This window comes from Mesorhizobium sp. M0293 (genome assembly GCF_040321735.1).
In the GTDB taxonomy this organism is placed as follows: domain Bacteria; phylum Pseudomonadota; class Alphaproteobacteria; order Rhizobiales; family Rhizobiaceae; genus Mesorhizobium.
Genome location: NZ_JAMYSA010000102.1, coordinates 1 through 20,668, shown reverse-complemented (window position 1 = coordinate 20,668; position 20,668 = coordinate 1). Strand labels below are relative to the sequence as shown.

The window sequence follows — 20,668 nt, the reverse complement described above, 5'->3', positions numbered from 1 at the left end:
CGGTCAATCCGAGCCGACCAAGAGACCGATCCTCCCTCAATCAGATGGCCTTCATATATGAATAACTTTCCCCGGACAGTCCTGCCCCTTGCGGGGGAGATGTCCGGCAGGACAGAGGGGGGTGTGAAGGATCGCTACAGAACAAGCTTCTGCCTTGTGCCGTTGCAGTCCCTCTTCCTCGTCGCGGCATGGATCCCAACGGTCTGCGCTCTGCTGCTATGACGAAGGCGTGGTGAACCCTACCGCGCCAGATCGGCCACCACGGCGTCGAGCACGATCATGCCGGCTGGTGTGGCGCGCAGGCGAGCATTGCCGATCGGTGCCACCAGCCCCTCGCCCTGCAGCATCGAGAGCCGCGCCGTAGACAGGCCGCGTCCGGAGAACGCCTCGTAACGGGAGAGATCGATGCCCTCGGCCAGCCTGAGCCCCATCAGCAGGAACTCGTCGGCCTCTTCCGAACGCGTCAGGATCTCGCCGCCGGTGACGCCGTGACCCTTGGCTTCTACCAGATTGGCCCAGGTTTCCGGCATCCGCTCGGCGATCGTGACGGTACGGCGACCGTTCTCGACGAAACGGCCATGCGCGCCGGGGCCGACCCCGACATATTCGCCATAGCGCCAGTAGGTCAGGTTGTGTCGGCTTTCGGCGCCAGGCTTGGCGTGGTTGGAAATCTCGTAGGCCGGAAGCCCATGCGCCGATGTGATCTCCTGCGTCAGCGCATAGAGGTCGGCGGCGTGGTCGTTGTCGGGGATGATGAATTTCTTCGCCGCATGCAGGGCGTGGAAGGGCGTGCCTTCCTCGATGGTCAGCTGGTAGAGCGACAGGTGGTCGGCGGCATGGCCGATCGCCTGTTCGAGCTCCGCTTGCCAGGCCTCCGGCGTCTGGCCGGGGCGGGCGTAGATCAGATCGAAGGACAATCTTGGAAAGATTTCGCGAGCCAAACCGATCGCATGAAGGGCTTCCTCGACATTGTGCAGCCGGCCGAGGAAACGCAAATCCTTGTCGTTCAGCGCCTGCACGCCGAGCGACACCCTATTGACACCGGCCGCCCGGTAGCCGCGAAAGCGTTCGGCCTCGACCGAGGAGGGATTGGCCTCCAGCGTCACCTCGATGCCATCGGGAACAGTCCAGTTCTTCGCCACGGCGTCCAGAACCCTGGCCACGGTTTCCGGCTGCATCAGCGACGGCGTGCCGCCGCCGAGAAAAATGCTGGTCACCTCGCGCGGTCCGGTGCGCTCGCGCATCGTCGCCAGTTCCGCCTCGAAGGCGCTGGCGAAGCGGTCCTGGTCGACCGGCTGGTGGCGGACATGGCTGTTGAAGTCGCAATAGGGGCACTTGGCCGCGCAGAACGGCCAATGGACATAGACGCCGAAGCCGGGCGCCCGGTCGAGCAGCATGCTCATGTCGAGCCCAATCTCGCCTTGGCGAATTTCTGGAAGGCGCGGGCGCGGTGCGACAGCGCCGTCGGCTGGCCGGGCTTCCAGCCGTGCTTTTCCTCGGCGCTCATCTCGCCAAAGGTTTTTTCGAAGCCATCGGGCAAAAACACCGGATCATAGCCGAAGCCGAGTTCGCCACGCGGCGGCCAGACCAGCGTGCCTTCGGCCTCGCCGCGATAATATTCGGCCTCGCCGTCAGGAAACGCCAGGCAGATGACGGCGACGAAGCGGCCCTTGCGCTGTTGTGGCAAGGCCGCGCCGACTTCCTGCAGCGCCACTTCGGTGCGTTGCATGGCCATGCCGAAATCGCGCGAACCGTCGGGTGTTTCGGCCCAGTTGGCGGTGTAGACGCCGGGCGCGCCATCAAGCGCGTCGACGCACAGGCCGGAATCGTCCGACAATGCCGGCAGGCCGGTCGCCTTGGCGGCGGCCAGCGCCTTGATGTAGGCGTTTTCCTCAAAGGTGGTGCCGGTTTCGTCGGGCTCGGGCAAGCCGTAGTCCTTGGCGGATTTCGCTTCGAAGCCGAACGGCCCCATCAGGTCGGCGAATTCGCGCAGCTTGCCTTCATTGTGGCTGGCGACGACGATCTTCATTCCATCGAGAGAATGCATCAAAGGCCCCAGATTCGTGGCTCGGCGAATTCGATCGAATTGCCCGAGGGGTCGCGTATATAGATCGAACGGCCGCCCTGCGGCCATTCGAATTCGCTTTCGATGACTATGTTTTTCGCTTCGAGATGCGCTCTCCAGCGCACGATCTCGTCAGCGGTCGCCGCAAAGCAGAGATGGCCTTCACCGACAGCGCCGTGTGGCGGCACGGGCAGCCTGGCGTCGGGCGCCGGCGGGATTTTGGTTGCCTCGGCATTGAAGACGAGCAGCACGCCCGGGCCGCAGCGGAAGAAAAGGTGGCGGCCATCGACTTTGCCGAGGAGGTTTAGGCCGAGGACGCCGGTGTAGAAGGTTTCGGCCGCGGCAAGGTCGGTGACGTAGAGAGCCGATTCAAGAATAGCAGAGGGAGTCACCAGGCGCCCCCCTCTGGCCTGCCGGCCATCTCCCCCTCAAGGGGGGAGATTGGCAGCTTCAGCGCCCCCGCACATCTCACGCCGCCGAAAGGTGGCGCAAACCAGCGGGATAGCCGATCTCCCCCCTTGAGGGGGAGATGGCCGGCAGGCCAGAGGGGGGCACTCAAGCTCGGCATTTGAGAACTAAGCCACCGCCATCTGCTGCAAACTGACCAGACGCTGGATGCCCTTCTTGGCCAAGCCCATCAAGTCCGCGAACTGCCCTTCGGAGAAAGGCTCGCCCTCGGCGGTTCCCTGGATCTCGACGATGCCGCCCTTGCCGGTCATGACGAAATTGGCGTCGGTGCCAGCCGAGGAATCTTCGAGATAATCAAGGTCGATGACAGGCTGGCCGCCATGGATGCCGCAGGAGATCGCCGCGACGTGGTCCTTCAGCACCTTGGCGACGCTGGCCATCTGGCGGGCTTCCATCCAGCGCAGGCAGTCGTAGAGCGCCACCCAGCCGCCGGTGATCGAGGCGGTGCGGGTGCCGCCATCGGCCTGGATGACGTCGCAGTCGACGGTGATCTGCTGCTCGCCCAGTGCTTGCAAATCGACCACGGCGCGCAAGGAACGGCCGATCAGCCGCTGGATCTCCAGCGTGCGACCGCCCTGCTTGCCGGCGGAAGCCTCGCGGCGCATGCGCTCGCCCGTCGAACGCGGCAGCATGCCGTATTCCGCCGTCACCCAGCCCTTGCCGGAATTGCGCATCCAGCCCGGCACTTTTTCCTCGAGGCTGGCCGTGCACAGGACATGCGTGTCGCCGAACTTCACCAGGCAAGAGCCTTCGGCATGCTTGGAGACGCCACGCTCGAAGGAGATGGCACGCATTTCGTCGAATTGGCGTTTGGAAGGGCGCATTCAGGCTGCTTTCTTGTCATTTTTCGGAATCTTGGCCGGCTTGTAACCGCATGGGACGCATGGCGCAAAGGAAAATGGCCTGACGATCTGACGCAGACACCGGTTGCGCGGGCCGTAGCGAAGTCTATATCTTTGGGCCGGAGGTTTTTGGCCGCAATGACCAAGGCAGTCGATCCGAATTCGCAGGCGCCCGCGCTTCAATCATTGGACATGCGCTCGCGCGACATTTTTCGGCGCATCGTCGATTCCTACCTCAGGGACGGCGAACCGGTGGGATCACGCAGCCTGTCGCGCATCCTGCCGTCCTCGCTGTCGCCGGCCACCATCCGAAACGTGATGAGCGACCTTGAGCATCTCGGCCTGATCTACGCGCCGCACATCTCGGCCGGCCGGCTGCCGACGCAGGCCGGCCTGCGTTTCTTCGTCGACGCCTTCATGGAGCTTGGCGACCTCTCCGACGAGGAGCGCCGCGCCATCGAGGCGCAGGTGCGGGCGTCGGGCTCAGGCGCGACGCTGGAACACATGCTGACCGAGGCCAGCCAGATGCTGTCGGGCATGTCGCGCGGCGCCGGCCTGGTGCTGGCCGCCAAGAACGAGGTGGCGCTGAAGCACATCGAATTCATCCAGCTCGAGCCGACGAAGGCGCTGGCGGTGCTGGTGTCGCAGAATGGCGACGTCGAAAACCGCGTCGTCGAGCTGCCCGCCGACATTACAGTCTCGCAACTGCACGAGGCCTCGAACTTCCTCAACGCTCATATCCGCGGCCGCACGCTGGCGGAGGCACGGGTCGAGATCGCCCGCATCAAGGAAGAGACCAGGGCGGCCCTCGACACGTTGTCGCAGGACCTGGTCGAGAAGGGGCTCGCGGTGTGGGCCGGCGCAGACAGCGGCCTGCCGGCGCGGCTTATCGTGCGCGGCCGCGCCAATCTGCTTGAAAACGTCACCGCCCAGGCCGACATCGAATTGTTGCGGCATTTGTTCGAGGACATGGAGACGCAGGACGGGCTGATCCAGCTGCTCGACCTCGCCGAGGAAGGATCGGGCGTGCGCATCTTCATCGGCTCGGAAAACAAGCTGTTCTCGCTGTCCGGTTCCTCGCTGGTGGTCGCGCCCTATCGCGACAAAGACGCCCGCGTCGTCGGTGCCCTCGGGGTCATCGGCCCGACCCGGCTCAACTATGCCCGCATCGTACCGATGGTCGACTATACGGCGCAACTGATTTCCCGCATGCTCCGCTAAGTGTATTGATATTCAGGTGATGCCGGCCTGACCTGAATCTCAACCCTTAGACCCAAAAAACAAAGAACAAGCAGCTGAGGAGAAAAAGAATGGCGCTCGAAGAATTCAAGGCCCGGATCAGCCTGCTGCTCGAGGAGATGGTCAACCAGCCGGAAGATCAGCACGAGATCCAGGAGCAGTTGCGCGAGAAACTGCGGGAAATGCGCGCCATGGGCCTGCCGCTGCCGGCCGATCTCGTCGAACTGGAAAAGCGCCTCGACGACGATTTCTACGCTGCCGGCAACTGAAGCTGGAAACCTCCGCTCTCACTTCAACTCATCGTGTGCCGCGGAACAACAGACGAAACTGCCCGTTTGCCCTCTTTGCAGCCTGTCATTTGTGATCAGGTTTGGAGGATTGAATGATCCAATTGGCCGGGCTGGCCCTCTCCGCTGCGATGTTTCTCACCGCCACTGCATTCGCCCAGCAGGCGGAGCCCGTATTGAAAGGTGCCGCCGCCTTCGGCGACTGGCGTGCCGACAGGCCGGGTGTGCGCCGCCTGATCAAGCCGAACGATCTGCCAAAACCCGACGTCACCAAGTCCGCCTCCAACAGCGCCGGCCTCGCCGAAAGACCGGCAGACGCCAAGCCGAAACTGCCGCCGGGCTTTTCGGCCGAGCTGATCGCTTCGGGCATCGACAATCCACGCGTCGTGCGCGTCGCGCCGAACGGCGACCTGTTCATCGCCGACAGCGAAGCCAATCAGATCCGCGTCTACCGCCTCGCAGACGGCAGCGCCAAACCCATTGAGAGAGGCATCTTTGCCAGCAATCTCAACCAGCCCTATGGCATTGCCTTCTATCCCCCGGGCAATGACCCGCAATGGGTCTATGTCGCCAACAGCGACAGCGTGGTTCGCTTTGCCTATCGCAATGGCGACCTGAAGGCATCAGACGATCCCGAGACCATTGTCGACAACATCCCTTCAAGTCATCACTGGACCCGCGACATCGCTTTCTCTCCGGACGGCAAGACGCTCTATCTATCGGTCGGCTCGGGTTCGAATGCCGCGCAGCATATGGGCAAAGAGCCGAAGGGCGGCCTCGGCGCCTGGTCGACGTCGCAGCCGCTCGGCGCTGCCTGGGGTCCCGAGGATGGCCGCGCGGCTGTGCTGGCCTTCGATCCCGACGGCAAGAACGGACGCATCGTCGCCACGGGTCTGCGCAACTGTTCGGGCATGGCCGTGCAGCCGGCGACCGGCGCGCTGTGGTGCGTCGTCAACGAAAGCGATGGGCTTGGCGACAATGTGCCGCCGGAATATGCGACCGTGGTCAAGGACGGCGCCTTCTATGGCTGGCCCTGGTACTATATCGGCAACAACGAGGATCCACGCCACAAGGGCGCGCGCCCCGATCTTGCCGGCAAGGCTGATATTCCCGACGTGCTGATGCAGGCGCATTCGGCGCCGCTCAACATCGCCTTCTACGAAGGGAAGAACTTTCCGGCCGAATACAAGGGCGACGCCTTTGTGGCTCTGCACGGCTCATGGAACCGTGGCAACAGGACAGGCTACAAGGTGGTGAGATTGCTGTTCAGGGATGGCAAGCCGACCGGCGAATACGAGGATTTCATCACCGGCTTCGTCGTCTCCAACGGCGAGGTCTGGGGTCGGCCGGTCGGCGTAGCGGTGGCGAACGACGGCTCGCTTGTTGTGACCGAGGACGGCAACGGCACCATCTGGCGCGTCACCCATGACGGCGATCGCTCCTGAAGCGGCCGGATGAGGGGGCCTTCTCCACGTGTTTCAGCGATATCTGGTGCAATGGATTCCGATCCCCAGGGAATTCAATCCTGATCCATTCCATGCGACAAGGCATTCTGATTTGAGGCCGCAACCATGACCCTCACCGGATTCCTCGCCTACAGTGCCGCCCTCGGCATCGCCGCCGCCATTCCTGGCCCCGGCGTCACCGCGCTCGTTGCGCGAGCACTCGGCTCCGGCTTCCGTTCGTCGCTGGCGATGTCCTTTGGCCTGATGGTTGGCGACCTCACCTATCTGACCGCCGTGGTGTTAGGTCTCGCCTTCGTCGCGCAGAGTTTCGGCATGGTCTTTCTCGCCATCAAATGGCTTGGCGTCGCCTATCTTGCCTTTCTCGGCTGGCGGTTCTGGAACAGCGGCATCACGCCCGAGACCGTCGAGGCCAGGAAGGGCAAGGGCGGGCTGCTGTCGAGCTTTGTCGCCGGCCTGACCGTCACGCTCGGCAATCCGAAGACGATGATCTTCTACCTGGCGATCACGCCGACCATCGTCGACCTGAAGACCATCACACTGACCGATTATGGCATTCTCGTCGCGCTGACGGTCGTCGTGCTTCTGGTGGTGCTGGTGCCGTATCTGGCGCTGGCGGCCAAGGCGCGCTGGTTCCTGAAGTCGCCGCGCGCGCTCAAGGCACTGAACCGCACTGCCGCCGGGTTCATGGTCGGCGCAGCTGCAGCGATTGCCGCCCGCCAATAGGGGCTTTCGGCCAAAGCATTTCCCAAACAGGCCTTTGCGGGAAATGCTTTTCCGGGACGGAGACGTTTTAGACACAGGTCCCACTCGGTTATTTTCGGCCGACAGCTTATGTTGCGCGGTTGAAAGCCCTATCTTGCCGGCTGCAATTCCACTTGCCTGAAATTCTGGGAGCGAAACCAATGAACAAGCCCGTCACATCAGCCCGCGTGCCCGGTCGCGGCCGCGTCTACGATTCCATCACCGACACGATCGGCGATACGCCGCTGGTACGGCTCGACAAATTCGCTCGGGAAAAGGGCATCGTCGCCAATCTCATCGCCAAACTCGAATTCTTCAATCCGATCGCTTCGGTCAAGGACCGCATCGGCGTGGCGATGATCGAGGCGCTGGAGGCTTCCGGCAAGATTTCTCCCGGCAAGACCACGCTGATCGAACCGACGTCGGGCAACACCGGCATCGCGCTTGCCTTCGCCGCCGCCGCCAAGGGCTACAAACTGATCCTGACGATGCCGGAAACGATGTCGATCGAGCGCCGGAAAATGCTGGCGCTGCTTGGCGCCGAGCTGGTGCTGACCGAGGGCCCGAAAGGCATGAAAGGCGCCATCGCCAAGGCCGACGAACTGGCAGCGACGATCCCCAACGCGATCATCCCGCAGCAGTTCGAGAATCCGGCCAACCCGGAAATCCATCGCACTACGACGGCCGAGGAGATCTGGAACGACACACATGGCGAGGTCGATATCTTCGTCGCCGGCATCGGCACCGGCGGCACCATCACCGGCGTCGGCCAGGTGCTGAAGAAGCGCAAGCCCTCGGTGCATGTCGTTGCCGTCGAGCCGGAATCCTCGCCGGTTCTGTCGGGTGGCCAGCCCGGCCCACACAAGATCCAGGGCATCGGCGCCGGCTTTGCGCCCAAAATCCTCGACACGACGATCTACGACGAGATCGTCAAGGTCTCGAACGAGGATTCGGTCGCCAATGCCCGCCTCGTCGCCCGTCTCGAAGGCGTACCGGTCGGCATCTCGTCGGGCGCCGCCCTGCAGGCGGCGATCGTCGTCGGCTCGCGGCCGGAGAACAAGGGCAAGAATTTGGTGGTTATCATCCCGTCCTTCGCCGAGCGCTATCTGTCGACGATCCTGTTCGAGGGGCTGGGCTCGTAGTCCTTCGCTTCTTCGTGACTAAGCTGGTCCGTTGAAAAAACCGCCCGTGGCGCCAGCCACCGGCTTGAGCAGTGCCCTGCTTCCGGTTCATATCCCACCGGCCTGCTTTCCGTGGGCCGGGGGAGGATTTCATGTACAAGCTCTACACCCGTCCGGGCAGCGGCGGCTTCGTCGTCGAGGCGGCGCTGGCGCTGGCGAATGCGCCGTTCGAACAGATCGACGTGCCGAAGACGGACCGGCCCGATCCGGCCTTCCTCGACATCAGCCCGTTGAACCAGGTTCCGGTGCTGACCTTGCCGGACGGAAGCTCGATGACCGAATCGGCGGCGATCTGCATCCTGCTTGCCGAGCGTCACCCCAATGCCGGCCTGGCGCCGGCTGTCGACGCGCCTGCCCGCGCCGACTTCCTGCGCTGGATGGCCTTCATGTCGTCGGTGCTCTATCCGGCGGTGCTGCGTTTCTATTACGCATATCGCTACACGGCCGATGCCGACGGCACCAAGGCGGTCAAGCAGGCAGCCGTCGCCGAGATGGACCGCGGCTTCGCCGTTCTCGATGCCGCTCTCGAAGGCCGTGACTGGCTGGTCGGCGACCTGATGTCGCTGGCCGACATCTATCTCGTCATGCTGGTAGCCTGGCATCCCGACGTCGACAGGGCGCGCGCCGCCTGGCCGAATATCGAACGCCTGTGGGCCGGACTGCGCGATCATCCGCTGATGAAGACGCTCAACACGTCGCACGAGATGTGGCCAAGTTGAACGGACGGCCGGTGGCGAGGCTCAATTTCTGAGCGTTGCCCGTTTTCCCTGCAGGAAGCGGCGCACCGCCGGGTCGCGTTCGAGGCCGATCGCCCGGTCATAGGCCTCGCTTGCCTGTGGCACCTGACCGAGCCTGGCCAGGAGACCGGCGCGGGCTGCCCAATAAGGCTGATAGTCATCAAGCCGCTTGTCGTCGCCCAGCACGTAAAGGGCCGCCAATCCCGCCACGGCGCCCTCGGCCTCGGCAATCGCCACCGCACGGTTGATCGCCACCACCGGCGATCCCGCGATCGAAAGCAGCGCGTCGTAGAGTTCGCGGATCGCCACCCAGTTGGTGCGGCCGGTCAGCCGCCGTGTCGCATGTGCAGACTGCACGGCCGCCTCGAGCTGGTAGCGGCCGATGACGCCCATGGTGGCGGCGCGGCCGAGCAGGGATTCCGCTTCGTCGACCAAAGCGCCATCCCACAGCGTATGGTCCTGCTCGGCCAGCGGCACATAATCCCCGGCCGCATCGCGCCGTGCCGCGCGCCGCGCATCGGCGAACAGCATCAGTGACAGCAGACCCAGCGCCTCGGACTCTTCCGGCATCAGCGAAGCCACCAGGCGGCCGAGCCAGATGCCTTCGGCTGCCAGATTGCGGCGCTGCGTTTCGGTGCCTGCCGGATCAGACCAACCTTCGGCGAAGGCGGCATAGATCGCTTCCAGCACCGCATCCAGCCGTTCGCCGAGTTCGCCCCGCTCCGGAACGCGGAACCGACTGCCGGTTTCACGGATGCGGGTCTTGGCGCGAACCAGGCGCTGGCCCATCGTTGCGGGCGAGACCAGGAAGGCAGAGGCGATCGTTGCCGCGTCAAACCCGAGCACGGTCTGCAGGATGAGCGGCGAACGCACGTTCGATTCGATCGCCGGATGGGCGCAAGCAAACATCAGCCGCAGCCTCTCGTCGGGCAGGTCTTCGTCGGTCATGTGCGCCTCCGCCTCCTCGGCAATCAGCTTGAGATGCTCGCGGCCGGCCTCGCTGGTCAGCCGCCGCCGCACCGCATCGACGCGGCGCCGCCTAGCCACCGCCAGCAGCCAGGCTTCCGGTTTCTTGGGTACGCCGGTTTGAGGCCATCGCTCCAGTGCGGCGGCGAAGGCATCGGCCAGCGCGTCCTCGGCGCCGGCCACGTCGCGCGTGCGCGCCGCGAGCCAGGCAACAAGCTTGCCGTAGCTTTGCCGGGCGGCGACTTCCGCTGCCGCCCGCGCGATCGCCGAGCCATTCTCCATCACATGGTCTGTTCCCAGATCGGCCGGAGCTCGACCGTGCCGGCGCTGGCAGCGGGGCACCGCGCCGCCCAGGCGATAGCGGCATCGGCGTCCTCAGCCTCGATCATGTAGAAACCGGCGAGCTGCTCCTTAGTGTCGGCATAGGGACCGTCGAGCACGTTGGTCTTGCCGTTGGCCATCCGTACCGAAGTAGCGGCCTGGGTGGGCTTCAGCCGGTCGCCGGCCAGCCAGGCGCCGGATTTCTTCAACGCCTCGGTATAGGCGCCATAGGCTGCGCTGATCTCGTAGGTCTTATCGGTCGGCGCGGCCGCCATCGCCGCTTCGTTGACGTAGATCAAAAGCATGTATCGCATGGTCTTCTCCCGTTTTCTCGAAGGCCGCTTCGTTGCGAGCCGGACGTATGTCGTGCGGCAGCACGCGATTTCGACAGGCCGCTCAAAAAACTTTCGGCTTCACCACCAAGTTTCGCAAGGACCAGAGCTCACCTTGCCTGCCGGACGACAGCCGGCGTCGCTCTGGCAGCGGTTCCTCGCAGCACTATCCTCTGTCGTGGACGGGCGGATCATGCGAGCGGCAGGAGAAAGAAAATGGAACTCGTGACCCACAAGAAATTCAAGAACGGCCGGTTGATGCCGTGGGGAAAGGGCACGGTCGTCAGCGGCGCGAAAGGTACCGTCTATCTCTGTGGAAACACCGCGACATCGGACGACTACGATCCGGCCAGCAAGAAGGGCGGCGGCTTCGCCGGCGATGCGGCAGCGCAGTGGCGCGCCGTTCTCGGCAACATCAAATCGGACCTGGAGGAGTTCGGCAGCGGATTGGACCATCTCATCAGGCTGACCTTCTTCGTCAGAGGTCCATTTCCCGATGGCGGCGTTCTCAGCTCTCCTAATTTTCGCCTCGACGTGCTGGACGCGTTCTTTGCCGAGCATTGCCCGAAGCACTGCAGTTATAACAATCCACCACCCTCGGAGGTGATCGGCGTTGCGGCGCTCGCGCAGGCAGACATCGTCATTGAAATCGTTGCGGTCGCGGCGCTGCCGGATTGATGATGGACACGAGCCGCAGCGCCTGGCGCTCGGGTTTTGCGCGCCTCAACCGTTCGTCTAATGGCTGCAATTGCGGGTTGGCATTTGCCGTCTGCCGTCTAAACTCGCGCTGCTCGTGCCGAGGAGGGCAGTGCGGCGCCACTATTTCAGGGAGGAGATCACGATGTTCCATTTCAGAACGAAATTTGTTGCAGCTGGCGCGATGGCGCTGTCACTCGGCTTCGGCGCGATGCCGGCAGGAGCGCAGGAATTCATCAACGTGCTGACCGGCGGCACGTCCGGCGTCTATTATCCGCTCGGCGTGGCATTGTCTGAAATCTACGGCAAGGGCATCGAAGGCGCCCGTACCCAGGTGCAGGCGACCAAGGCTTCGGTCGAAAACCTCAATCTGCTGCAGCAGGGCAAGGGCGAGATCGCCTTTGCGCTGGGCGATTCCGTCAAGCTGGCCGCTGAAGGCAACACCGAGGCCGGATATCCAGGCAAGCTCGACAAACTCCGCGGCATTGCCGCCATCTATCCCAATTACATCCAGATCGTCGCCAGCCAGGAATCCGGCATCAAGACGCTGGCCGACCTCAAGGGCAAGAGCCTCTCGGTCGGCGCGCCGGCGTCCGGCACCGAACTCAACGCGCGCACCATCTTCGCCGCCGCCGGGCTGAAATACGAGGATCTCGGAAGGGTCGAATACCTGCCTTTCGCCGAATCGGTCGAACTGATCAAGAACCGCCAGCTCGACGCCACGCTGCAATCGGCCGGGCTCGGCGTCGCCTCGATCCGCGACCTCGCCACTTCCGTGCCGATCAACGTCGTTGCGGTTCCGGCGGAAGACGTCGCCAAGATCGGCGCGCCCTATCTTTCGGTGGTCATTCCCAAGGGCACTTATGAGGGCCAGAGCGAGGATGTCGCGACCGCCGCCGTCGGCAATTTCCTCATCACCCGCGCCGATGTTTCCGATGAGACCGCCTATCAGATGACCAAGCTCCTGTTCGAGCATCTCGACCAGCTGGCCGCGGCGCATGCCGCCGCCAAGGCGATCGACCCGGCCAAGGCACTCGACGGAATGCCGGTGCCGCTGCATCCGGGTGCGGAGAAGTATTACAAGGAGAAAGGGCTGCTGAAGTAGGCGCGTGGCAATCTGACATGTCTTCGCCAGGCGCCCCCCTCTGCCCTGCCGGGCATCTCCCCCTCAAGGGGGGAGATTGGCCGTCGCGATGTCTTTTGCCAATCGCTGACGTTGCAAAACGAGCGCCGACATCAATGTATCCGATCTCCCCCCTTGAGGGGGAGATGGCCAGCAGGCCAGAGGGGGGCGCCTCGCAATGCAATTCGCTCGCTTTGGAGTGCGTCGGATGAGCGAAGCAACGCCTGCAACGACAACCGACGGTAAATCCGCCACCTTCCATCTCCCCGTCGCCGAAGAGCAAATCGAAGGGCTGCCGCCGGGCTTCGGCGACGGCCTTGCCAGCAAGGCCGCCTTTTTCATCGCCGTCGCTTTTTCCGTGTTCCAGATTTACGTCGCCGCCTATGGTAGCATTCCGAGCCAGGTGGTGCGCGCCATGCATGTCGGCTTCCTGCTGCTGCTAGGCTTCGGCTTGATCGCCAATCTGCGCGCCAAAAGCGTGACGGCGAAAGCCGCGTTCTGGACGCTCGGTGTGCTCGGCTTCGGCACCGGCCTGTACAATTGGGTGTTCTATGCCGATCTCATCCGCCGCTCCGGCTTCCTGACCACGCCGGACCTTATCGTCGGCGCCGTGCTGGTGGTGCTGGTCTTCGAGGCCGCGAGGCGGCTGATGGGGCTGCCGCTGGCGGTCATCGCCTTCATTTTCCTCGCCTACTGCTTCGTCGGCAACCATCTGCCGCCGCCCTTCATCCATCGCGGCTATGATTTCGCCCAGCTCGTCGACACCTTCGCCTACGGCACCGAAGGCATATACGGCACGCCGATCTATGTTTCGGCCGCCTACATCTTCATCTTCGTCGTCTTCGCTGCCTTTCTGGAACGCGCCGGCATGATCGCGCTGTTCAACGATTTCGCGCTCGGTCTTGTCGGCACCTGGCGCGGCGGCCCGGCGCAGGTCTGCGTGCTGTCGTCGGCGCTGATGGGTACCATTTCCGGCTCGGGCGTGGCCAATGTGGTGGCCAGCGGCCAGTTCACGATCCCGCTGATGAAGCGCTTCGGCTTCCGCGCGGCTTTCGCCGGCGCCGTCGAGGCAACCTCCTCGATGGGCGGCCAGATCATGCCGCCGGTGATGGGCGCGGTCGCCTTCATCATGGCCGAAACGCTGAACGTGCCTTATGCCGAAGTGGTCAAGGCGGCGATCATCCCGGCGCTGCTCTATTTCGGCGCCTGTTTCTGGCAGGTGCATCTGGAAGCCGGCAAGGCCGGCCTGCATGGCATGGCCAAGGCGGACCTGCCCAACCCGTGGGACGCGGTGAAACAACACTGGCCGCTGGTGCTGCCGCTCGCAGCCCTCATCTATCTTTTGTTCGCCGGCTACACGCCGATCTTCGCCGGCACGATGGGCCTGGCGCTGACCATCGTGCTCATCCTCGGTACGCCACTGGCGGCGGCGATCGGGCCGCTCGCCTTCCGTGTCGTCTTCTGGCTGGCCCTCGGGCTCGCCGCCGCCTCGTTCATGAAGTTCGGCGTCAACCTCCTTGGCCTTGTCATCGCCGCGCTGATTGTCGCCTGCTTCACCTTCAGGGGCGGGCGCGAGACGCTGCAAATCTGCGTGGATTCGCTCGCTGAAGGCGCCAAGAACGCGCTGCCGGTCGGCATCGCCTGCGCCATCGTCGGCATCGTCATCGGCACGCTGACGCTGACCGGCATCGCCTCGACTTTCATCGGCTGGATCATCTCGATCGGCGAGGACAATCTGTTCCTGTCGCTGGTGCTGACCATGGTCACTTGCCTGGTGCTCGGCATGGGCATCCCGACCATTCCCAACTACATCATCACCTCGTCGCTGGCCGGGCCGGCGCTGCTGTCGCTCGGCGTGCCGCTGCTGGTCAGCCACATGTTCGTCTTCTATTTCGGCATCATGGCCGACCTGACGCCACCGGTGGCACTGGCCGCATTTGCCGCCGCACCGATGGCCAAGGAAAGCGGCCTCAAGATCGGCATCCAGGCGACCAAGCTTGCCATTGCCGGCTTCTTGGTGCCGTTCATGGCGGTCTACACGCCGGCGCTGATGCTGCAGGATGCCGGGCCGATCGCCGCCCAGTTCGGCTATCCGGTCGAGGTCGTCTACATCGTCGCCAAGGCGTGCATGGGCATCGTGCTGTGGGGTGCCGCCGCCGTCGGTTTTCTGGCCCGCCGCATGGCGTTGTGGGAACGGCTGCTGGCCTTCGCCGCCGGCGTGCTGCTGGTCGCCGCGGTGCCGCTTACCGACGAGGCTGGCTGGGCGCTGTCACTTGCCTGGATCGGCTGGCATTGCTGGCGGGTGCGGGAGGCCACCGCATGAGCCTGTGCATCCTAGCCACCGGCAAAACGGTGACGCTCGCCGTTGCCGCCTTCACGCTATCCTGGACGCATTCGGTGGAACGGACGCGCTGGGAGGAAGACTGGAAGGTCACGCCTACCGGCCTGCAGGTGGTCGAGGCCCGGATCAAGGGTTCGGGCGCCGGCATGGAACCACCAGAAGGCGCGGTGCTGCGCGACGGCTGGTGGATCTATGCGCCTGATGTCGGCCCGCAGCGGCGCGTCGTGCTGGCCGCCTCCGGCGCGACCGGCGACGGCTGGACGCTGTGCACGGCTCAGGGCTGCCGAGAATTTGGCAAGGCGGCCGGCAGCTCCATCGTGCTGGAACCATGCGGGTCGGACGGCACGAGCCAGCCACGATAGCGCACGATCAATCCGGTGAGCGGATGGGAAATCTCGACATGGAAGCGGAAGCGGCCATTTTCGATGGTTTCGTGGGATGTGGAGCGCGGGCAGAGCCACAGGCCTCTAGTCGATCAACCGTCCCCTCAGCGCGGCGGAAGGAATGTCACAACTGTCCTTCCTGCCGAACAGGGCGTAGCGGTTCTTGGCAATGCTGACATAGAGCCAGTTGCGCAGCGGGCGCGGCAGCAACAGCAGAGCCTTCATCGCCCGCCAGGGCCAGCCGAGTTCCGCCATGACGGCAACGAAGCTATCGAGCCGCGTGAAGGCGACGCCGTCGATCAGGACGAGATTGGTTTCGTAGGAGTCCGTGCGCAGCCCGTGTTGCCTGAACAGCGCCTCGCCAAACGGCGACTGCGCGGTGGCGAAGCGGAAGCGGTTTTGGCGGTCGAGCCTGACCACCATGCGCACGAAGCCGGAGCACAGAACACAGACGCCATCGAAGACGATCAGCGGATGGCTTTTATCGAAGAGCTCATGGGGACTTGATTGGGGACGGTTGGTCAAGCGGGCCTCGGCTGCTCGTGTCCTATGACACTAAGCCAGCCGATGGCGGTATCAAAGCCGTGGCGATGTCGCACGCCGCCTGTCGGCGAGAGCGGGACGCTCGGCGCGATAGGTGGTGGCCCGGGTAGAGGTGGCGGGCCTGCAGATCCGGCTGTCGTGGCGATTCTCGAAAGCCATGATCAGTGCGCGCCCAGCGAGTTGCCGCGACGGGCGCAGGCCGGGCCGGGGCCGCGCATGTAATAGCGCTCAGGCCGATAGGTCGGCGCGACGAATTCGCGGATGGCGGCGGCATAGCCGATGAGGTGCGCGAGGAAGTTCATTTACCTAGTCCCTGTCCCGATTTTCGGATGTCCCTTCCGAATTGCGGTCATCATAGCGTCGAGGCGTGAATAGTCAGTGAACGTGATGTTAATATCTGGTCGAAAATGCCTTGCTTCGTGGCTGGAATGCGGCTGATTCGGGGTCTTTCCGTGCAGTTGGTCGGCATTGCGGCCAATGTGACTTTTGCATCACATATGTTTCGTTTGAATGTCGCGCGCGCGCGGTTCTGTTTCAATTCTTGCCGCAGCCGTGAAATTTCCGTGCTTGGCGCCTCGACGCCGCAAACCAACCTGGACATCCAATCGTCGTGCCTTCGGGGAACTGGACTGGCATCTGTCCGTTCTCATCCTCATCGGGTTCTGGAAGGGAAAAAGTCATGGCGCCGCGTCCAGCCTGGAAGGGTTATCTGAAGCTGTCGCTGGTCACCTGCGCCGTCGAGTTGACCAACGCCGTCAGCCACGCAGAGAAGGTCTCGTTTCGGGTGCTGAACCGCAAGACCGGCAACACGGTGAAGCGCATCTATGTCGATTCCGAAAGCGGCAAGCCGCTCGGTGACGGCGACGAGATCAAGGGCTATGAGGTCGACGACGGCGAATTCCTTCAAATCGAGGAGGACGAGATCGAGGCTGTGCAGATCGAAGCATCGCATACGCTGGCCCTCGATGGGTTCGTCGATAAAGCCTCGATCCAGCAGATCTATCTCGACACGCCCTACTATGTCGCGCCGGCCGACAAGGTGTCGGAAGAGGCGTTCGCCGTCATCCGCAACGCCATGGCGGGCAAGAAGATGGCGGGGCTGGCGCGCATCGTGCTCTATCAACGCGAGCGCCCTGTGGTGATCGAACCGCTCGGCACGGGCATGGTGCTGACGACGCTGCGCTACGACACCACGGTGCGCGCGCCCGACGCGGTGTTCGGCGACATCAAGGCGGTGAAGACCGATCCGGAGATGACCGATCTGGCTGAGCAGATCATCGACAAGAAGAAGGAGAAGTTCGATCCAGCGCAATTCGAGGACGAATACGAGAACGCACTGCTCGAACTGATCCGCGCCAAGAAGGCGGGCAGGAAGGCGCCGAAGGCCACGGTGGCGTCAAAACCCTCCAACGTCGTCAATCTGTTCGACGCGCTGAAGAAGAGCCTGTCGTCGGATGACGGCTCAACGAAGGCTAAACGCGCCAAGCCGAAAGCCGGCGCGCCCAAGCGCAAATCGGCCTGAGGATACGAAGCGATGGCGAGCCTCGAACAGTATCACTCCAAGCGCGATTTCAAGAAAACGGCCGAACCGGCCGGCAAGGTTTCTCGCGACAAGAAAGCCAAGGCCGGCGGTATCTTCGTCATCCACAAGCACGCCGCGACAAGGCTGCATTACGATCTTCGCCTCGAACATGCGGGCGTGCTGTGGAGCTGGGCGGTGACGCGCGGCCCGAGCCTCGACCCGCACGAGAAGCGGCTGGCCGTGCATGTCGAGGATCATCCGATCGACTATGCACCGTTCGAAGGCACAATCCCCAAGGGCGAATATGGCGGCGGTTCGGTGATCGTCTGGGACGAGGGTACCTGGACCCCCGAGATCGACCCGGCCAAGGCGATGAAGAAGGGCCATATCAGCTTCGAACTGAAGGGGCATAAGCTGCACGGCCTCTGGCATCTGGTGCGGCTGAAGCCACGCGCGGGTGAAAAGCGCGACAACTGGCTGCTGATCAAGTCGGACGATGCCGCCGCGCGTCCGGGCGAGGATATCCTCGAGGAAGCACCGGAATCGGTGAAGTCGGGCCTGACGATCGAAGAAGTCGGCGAAGGCAAGACTGCCAAAGGCCGGAAGCCAAAGGTCTGGCATTCAAACAAGCCGGTCGCCGGCAAGGCGAAGGCCGGGGGCAAGAAACTCGACTTTGTCGAGCCGCAGCTGGCCACGCTGGAGCGGGAGGCGCCGCCGGGCAAGGACTGGCTGCATGAGGTGAAGTTTGACGGTTATCGCATGCAAGCACAGATCGCCGGCACCGACGTGCGACTGCTGACCCGCACCGGCCTCGACTGGACCGAGAAGTTCGGCGGGGAGATCATCGCTGAACTCGCCGGACTGAAATGCAGCGACGCCATCATCGACGGCGAGATCGTCGTGCTGGCCGACAGCGGTGTTTCGTCCTTTGCGCTGCTGCAAGCCGATCTCTCAGCGAAGCGGACGGATCGCTTCCTCTACTATGTCTTCGACGTGATGCGCCTTGACGGCGAAGACCTGCGCGCCGAACCATTGGTCGAACGCAAGCAGGCCTTGCGGGACCTGCTCGGTAAGCAGCGGGAGGATGCAGCAGTCCGTTTCAGCGACCATTTCGCCGAACCCGGCAACATCATGCTAGAGCATGTCTGCCGAATGGGGCTCGAAGGCGTCGTCTCCAAGCGCGCCGACGCGCCCTATCGCAGTGGACGCGGCCCCACGTGGGTGAAGTCGAAATGCACGGAACGGCAGGAATTCGTCATCGGAGGGTATCTGCCGTCGGACAAGACCGGGCGCGGACTGCGCTCGATCCTCGTCGGCTTCCACGAGGGCGGCAAACTGCATTATGCCGGACGCGTCGGTACCGGCTTCTCTGGCAAGGTCGCCACCGATCTCAAGAAGAAGCTCGATGCGCTGACGGCAAAATCATCGCCCTTCGACAAGGCCGTGCCAAAGGGCAAGGGCCTTGTCTGGGTCAAGCCGGAACTTGTCGGCGAAGTGGAGTTTCGCAGCTGGACATCCGACCGTATAATACGCCACGCCTCGTTCCAGGGATTGCGCGAGGACAAGCCGGCGGAGGAAGTCGTGCAGGAAAAGCCTAAGGCGTCGACAGGCAAGGCTCCCGTGACGGCAAAGCCAGCAGGCAGTGCGGCTAGGGCTGCCGGGTCGATGACGACCACGGTCAAACTCTCCCATCCCGACAAGCTGCTGTGGCCGGACGAAAAAATATCCAAGCAGGGGCTGCTCGACCATTACGCGCAGGTGTGGCCGCGCATGAAACCGTTCGTCGTCAATCGGCCGCTCAGCCTGGTGCGGGCGCCGGACGGCGTCGGCGGCCAACGCTTCTTCCAGAAGCACGCCTCGGCCGGCATGAGCGACAAGATCGCCCGCATGAAGGACCCGACCGACGGCGAGGAGATTCTGTTCATCCGGGATTTCGACGGCGTCGCGGCGCTCGTACAATACGGTGTGGTCGAGATCCACATCTGGGGCTGCACCGTCGACGAGTTGGAAAAGCCGGACCAGATCATCTTCGACCTCGATCCCGATGAAGGCGTCGATGTGAAGGCGGTGCGCCAAGCGGCGCTCGATATCAGAGGCAAACTCGACGAGCTGTCGCTGCCGAATTTCGTCAAGACCTCAGGCGGCAAGGGCTATCATGTGCTGGTGCCGCTGAAGCCGTCGGCGGATTGGGACGCGGTGAAGACCTTCGCCCATGATTTTGCCCGCGCGCTCGAACAGGGTGCCTCCGACCGCTACACGGCGACGCTGTCGAAAAAGGCGCGCACCGGAAAGATCTTCGTCGACTATCTGCGCAATGGCAGGAGCTCGACGACGGTCGCGCCCTATTCGTCACGCGCCAAGAAGGGCGCCACCGTGTCGATGCCGGTGACCTGGGCCGAGATCGAGGCCGGGCTGGCGCCGAACGCTTTCCCGGTCGACGACAAGACGACGCTGAAGCAGCTGGCGAAAGCCGATCCGTGGGCGGATTTTTTCGAGCAGGGGAAGGTGTTGAAGCGGGGGTGATTGGAGGCGGCGACATCTTCGGATGCAGCGTTGGCCGAATGGCGGATGCAGCGATCCTTCACACCCCCTCTGTCCTGCCCCGCAAGGGGGGAGATTGGCAGCCTCGCCGTTCCGCTCACTCCTGCAACATTGGAGATTGGCGAAGGCGGTGGAGCGAATAATCTCCCTCCTTGCGGGGGAGATGGCCGGCAGGCCAGAGGGGAGTGCTGTCCCGCCGACATCGCGAAACCGGCACCGCCAACACCTCAATCCAAAAACACCCTCTCAAACGCCTGCTTGCCCGGCGGCGAGAAAATGACCGCGCGGCTGTCCTTTTCGCGGCGTGCCCATTTCTCCGAAAGGATCTTGTCGAGGATGGCAGCGCCCAGCGTGCCGGCTAGGTGCGAGCGGCGCACGCTCCAGTCGAGGCAGGCGCGACACACCGGCCGGCGCGGCTTGGTGTAGACATCGATGCCGATGGCGGCGAAATGCGATGCGGCCGCCGGCCCGAGCCTGATCTCCTTGTCGTCGCGCAGAAGAATTTTTTTGGCGACAAGACGGTCGAGCATCGCCACCGCCTGCTCGCCGGCGAGGTGATCGTAGCAGACGCGCGCCACGCGCATCGCTCCATCGCGCGGCCCCGGCCGAACGCGCTTTGGCCCAACGGCGTCCGCGGCGCCGGTGATGGCTTCGATCATGCCCGCCACCTGCGGCCCGGCGAGGCCGTAATAGCGATGCCGGCCCTGGCTCGCCACGGTCAGCAGCACGCCTTCCATCAGTTTCCCCAGATGCGAGCTGGCGGTGGGCAGCGAGACGCAGGCCTCAAGCGCCAGTTCGCTTGCCGTCATAGCAGTGACGCCCATCTGTGCGTTTAGCATGTTCGCCCGCGCCGTGTCTCCGACCAGGCTGGAGA

The 20,668-nt window shown here is 63.7% G+C and carries 22 protein-coding genes; 12 read left to right on the top strand and 10 right to left on the bottom strand.

The genetic code is table 11. The features are described from left to right. Positions 1-239: 239 nt before the first annotated feature. The 4 genes from hemW to rph form a co-directional block, all read right to left on the bottom strand. On the bottom strand, positions 240-1,403 hold the full coding sequence (hemW, locus tag NKJ06_RS27705) for a radical SAM family heme chaperone HemW (RefSeq protein ID WP_352635554.1): 1,164 nt from the start codon (positions 1,401-1,403) through the stop codon (positions 240-242). After that, complete coding sequence (gene rdgB / locus NKJ06_RS27700) at positions 1,400-2,047, bottom strand: RdgB/HAM1 family non-canonical purine NTP pyrophosphatase (protein ID WP_352635553.1); 648 nt, start codon at positions 2,045-2,047, stop codon at positions 1,400-1,402. The genes hemW and rdgB overlap by 4 nt, the downstream gene beginning before the upstream one ends. After that, complete coding sequence (locus tag NKJ06_RS27695) at positions 2,047-2,457, bottom strand: VOC family protein (protein WP_352635551.1); 411 nt, start codon at positions 2,455-2,457, stop codon at positions 2,047-2,049. The genes rdgB and NKJ06_RS27695 overlap by 1 nt, the downstream gene beginning before the upstream one ends. A 183-nt stretch (positions 2,458-2,640) precedes the next feature. Then, complete coding sequence (rph, locus tag NKJ06_RS27690) at positions 2,641-3,357, bottom strand: ribonuclease PH (protein WP_352635550.1); 717 nt, start codon at positions 3,355-3,357, stop codon at positions 2,641-2,643. A gap of 156 nt (positions 3,358-3,513) precedes the next feature. On the opposite strand from rph, the gene hrcA reads away from it, so the two are divergent. The 6 genes from hrcA (at position 3,514) to NKJ06_RS27660 (ending at position 9,008) form a co-directional block, all read left to right on the top strand. Next, the gene (gene hrcA / locus NKJ06_RS27685; RefSeq protein WP_352635548.1) at positions 3,514-4,596 is read left to right on the top strand and encodes a heat-inducible transcriptional repressor HrcA; all 1,083 of its coding nucleotides are present in this window, start codon (positions 3,514-3,516) and stop codon (positions 4,594-4,596) included. 89 nt (positions 4,597-4,685) lie between these two features. After that, positions 4,686-4,883 carry a hypothetical protein gene (locus tag NKJ06_RS27680; protein WP_111545355.1) on the top strand — a complete coding sequence of 66 codons (198 nt, stop codon included), beginning with the start codon at positions 4,686-4,688 and terminating at the stop codon, positions 4,881-4,883. 113 nt (positions 4,884-4,996) lie between these two features. Next, positions 4,997-6,346 (top strand): PQQ-dependent sugar dehydrogenase, encoded by a 1,350-nt coding sequence (locus NKJ06_RS27675; RefSeq protein ID WP_352811345.1) that lies wholly within the window; start codon positions 4,997-4,999, stop codon positions 6,344-6,346. A gap of 126 nt (positions 6,347-6,472) precedes the next feature. Further along, positions 6,473-7,090, top strand: a complete 618-nt coding sequence (locus NKJ06_RS27670) for a LysE family translocator (RefSeq protein ID WP_352635544.1) — start codon at positions 6,473-6,475, stop codon at positions 7,088-7,090. 179 nt (positions 7,091-7,269) lie between these two features. Next, entirely contained in the window at positions 7,270-8,250 is a 981-nt protein-coding gene (gene cysK, locus NKJ06_RS27665) for a cysteine synthase A (protein ID WP_352635542.1), read from the top strand. A gap of 131 nt (positions 8,251-8,381) precedes the next feature. Continuing rightward, entirely contained in the window at positions 8,382-9,008 is a 627-nt protein-coding gene (locus tag NKJ06_RS27660; RefSeq protein WP_352811343.1) for a glutathione S-transferase family protein, read from the top strand. A 21-nt stretch (positions 9,009-9,029) separates the two neighbouring features. On the opposite strand, the gene NKJ06_RS27655 is transcribed toward NKJ06_RS27660, so the two are convergent. After that, positions 9,030-10,274 carry an RNA polymerase sigma factor gene (locus NKJ06_RS27655; RefSeq protein ID WP_352811348.1) on the bottom strand — a complete coding sequence of 415 codons (1,245 nt, stop codon included), beginning with the start codon at positions 10,272-10,274 and terminating at the stop codon, positions 9,030-9,032. Then, the gene (locus NKJ06_RS27650) at positions 10,274-10,627 is read right to left on the bottom strand and encodes a YciI family protein (protein WP_056585399.1); all 354 of its coding nucleotides are present in this window, start codon (positions 10,625-10,627) and stop codon (positions 10,274-10,276) included. Before NKJ06_RS27650 ends, NKJ06_RS27655 begins: the two co-directional genes overlap by 1 nt. A gap of 234 nt (positions 10,628-10,861) precedes the next feature. Here NKJ06_RS27650 and NKJ06_RS27645 point away from each other — a divergent pair, with 234 nt between their 5' ends. From NKJ06_RS27645 to NKJ06_RS27630, 4 genes are all read left to right on the top strand, one after another. Then, positions 10,862-11,323: a RidA family protein gene (locus tag NKJ06_RS27645; protein WP_352811341.1), complete on the top strand. Its 462-nt coding sequence runs from the start codon at positions 10,862-10,864 to the stop codon at positions 11,321-11,323. A gap of 163 nt (positions 11,324-11,486) precedes the next feature. After that, complete coding sequence (locus NKJ06_RS27640) at positions 11,487-12,446, top strand: TAXI family TRAP transporter solute-binding subunit (protein ID WP_352811338.1); 960 nt, start codon at positions 11,487-11,489, stop codon at positions 12,444-12,446. Positions 12,447-12,672: 226 nt separating this feature from the next. Next, positions 12,673-14,787, top strand: coding sequence for a TRAP transporter permease (locus tag NKJ06_RS27635; protein WP_352811336.1), 2,115 nt, complete (start codon positions 12,673-12,675; stop codon positions 14,785-14,787). After that, positions 14,784-15,167: a DUF1850 domain-containing protein gene (locus NKJ06_RS27630; RefSeq protein ID WP_352635530.1), complete on the top strand. Its 384-nt coding sequence runs from the start codon at positions 14,784-14,786 to the stop codon at positions 15,165-15,167. Before NKJ06_RS27635 ends, NKJ06_RS27630 begins: the two co-directional genes overlap by 4 nt. Here the strand turns inward: NKJ06_RS27630 and NKJ06_RS27625 are convergent. The 3 genes from NKJ06_RS27625 to NKJ06_RS27615 form a co-directional block, all read right to left on the bottom strand. Then, positions 15,080-15,268 (bottom strand): DUF4166 domain-containing protein, encoded by a 189-nt coding sequence (locus NKJ06_RS27625; protein WP_352635556.1) that lies wholly within the window; start codon positions 15,266-15,268, stop codon positions 15,080-15,082. The genes NKJ06_RS27630 and NKJ06_RS27625 overlap by 88 nt on opposite strands. A 4-nt stretch (positions 15,269-15,272) precedes the next feature. After that, the gene (locus NKJ06_RS27620; protein ID WP_352635528.1) at positions 15,273-15,713 is read right to left on the bottom strand and encodes a thiol-disulfide oxidoreductase DCC family protein; all 441 of its coding nucleotides are present in this window, start codon (positions 15,711-15,713) and stop codon (positions 15,273-15,275) included. Between the two features lie 179 nt (positions 15,714-15,892). Continuing rightward, positions 15,893-16,033: a hypothetical protein gene (locus NKJ06_RS27615; protein WP_013528645.1), complete on the bottom strand. Its 141-nt coding sequence runs from the start codon at positions 16,031-16,033 to the stop codon at positions 15,893-15,895. A gap of 377 nt (positions 16,034-16,410) precedes the next feature. On the opposite strand from NKJ06_RS27615, the gene ku reads away from it, so the two are divergent. Then, on the top strand, positions 16,411-17,253 hold the full coding sequence (gene ku, locus NKJ06_RS27610; protein ID WP_352635526.1) for a non-homologous end joining protein Ku: 843 nt from the start codon (positions 16,411-16,413) through the stop codon (positions 17,251-17,253). Positions 17,254-17,265: 12 nt separating this feature from the next. Next, positions 17,266-19,776, top strand: a complete 2,511-nt coding sequence (ligD, locus tag NKJ06_RS27605) for a DNA ligase D (protein ID WP_352635525.1) — start codon at positions 17,266-17,268, stop codon at positions 19,774-19,776. Positions 19,777-20,021: 245 nt separating this feature from the next. On the opposite strand, the gene NKJ06_RS27600 is transcribed toward ligD, so the two are convergent. After that, positions 20,022-20,668, bottom strand: a 647-nt coding sequence (locus NKJ06_RS27600; protein ID WP_352811333.1) for a winged helix-turn-helix domain-containing protein, incomplete at its 5' end; no start/stop codon positions are given.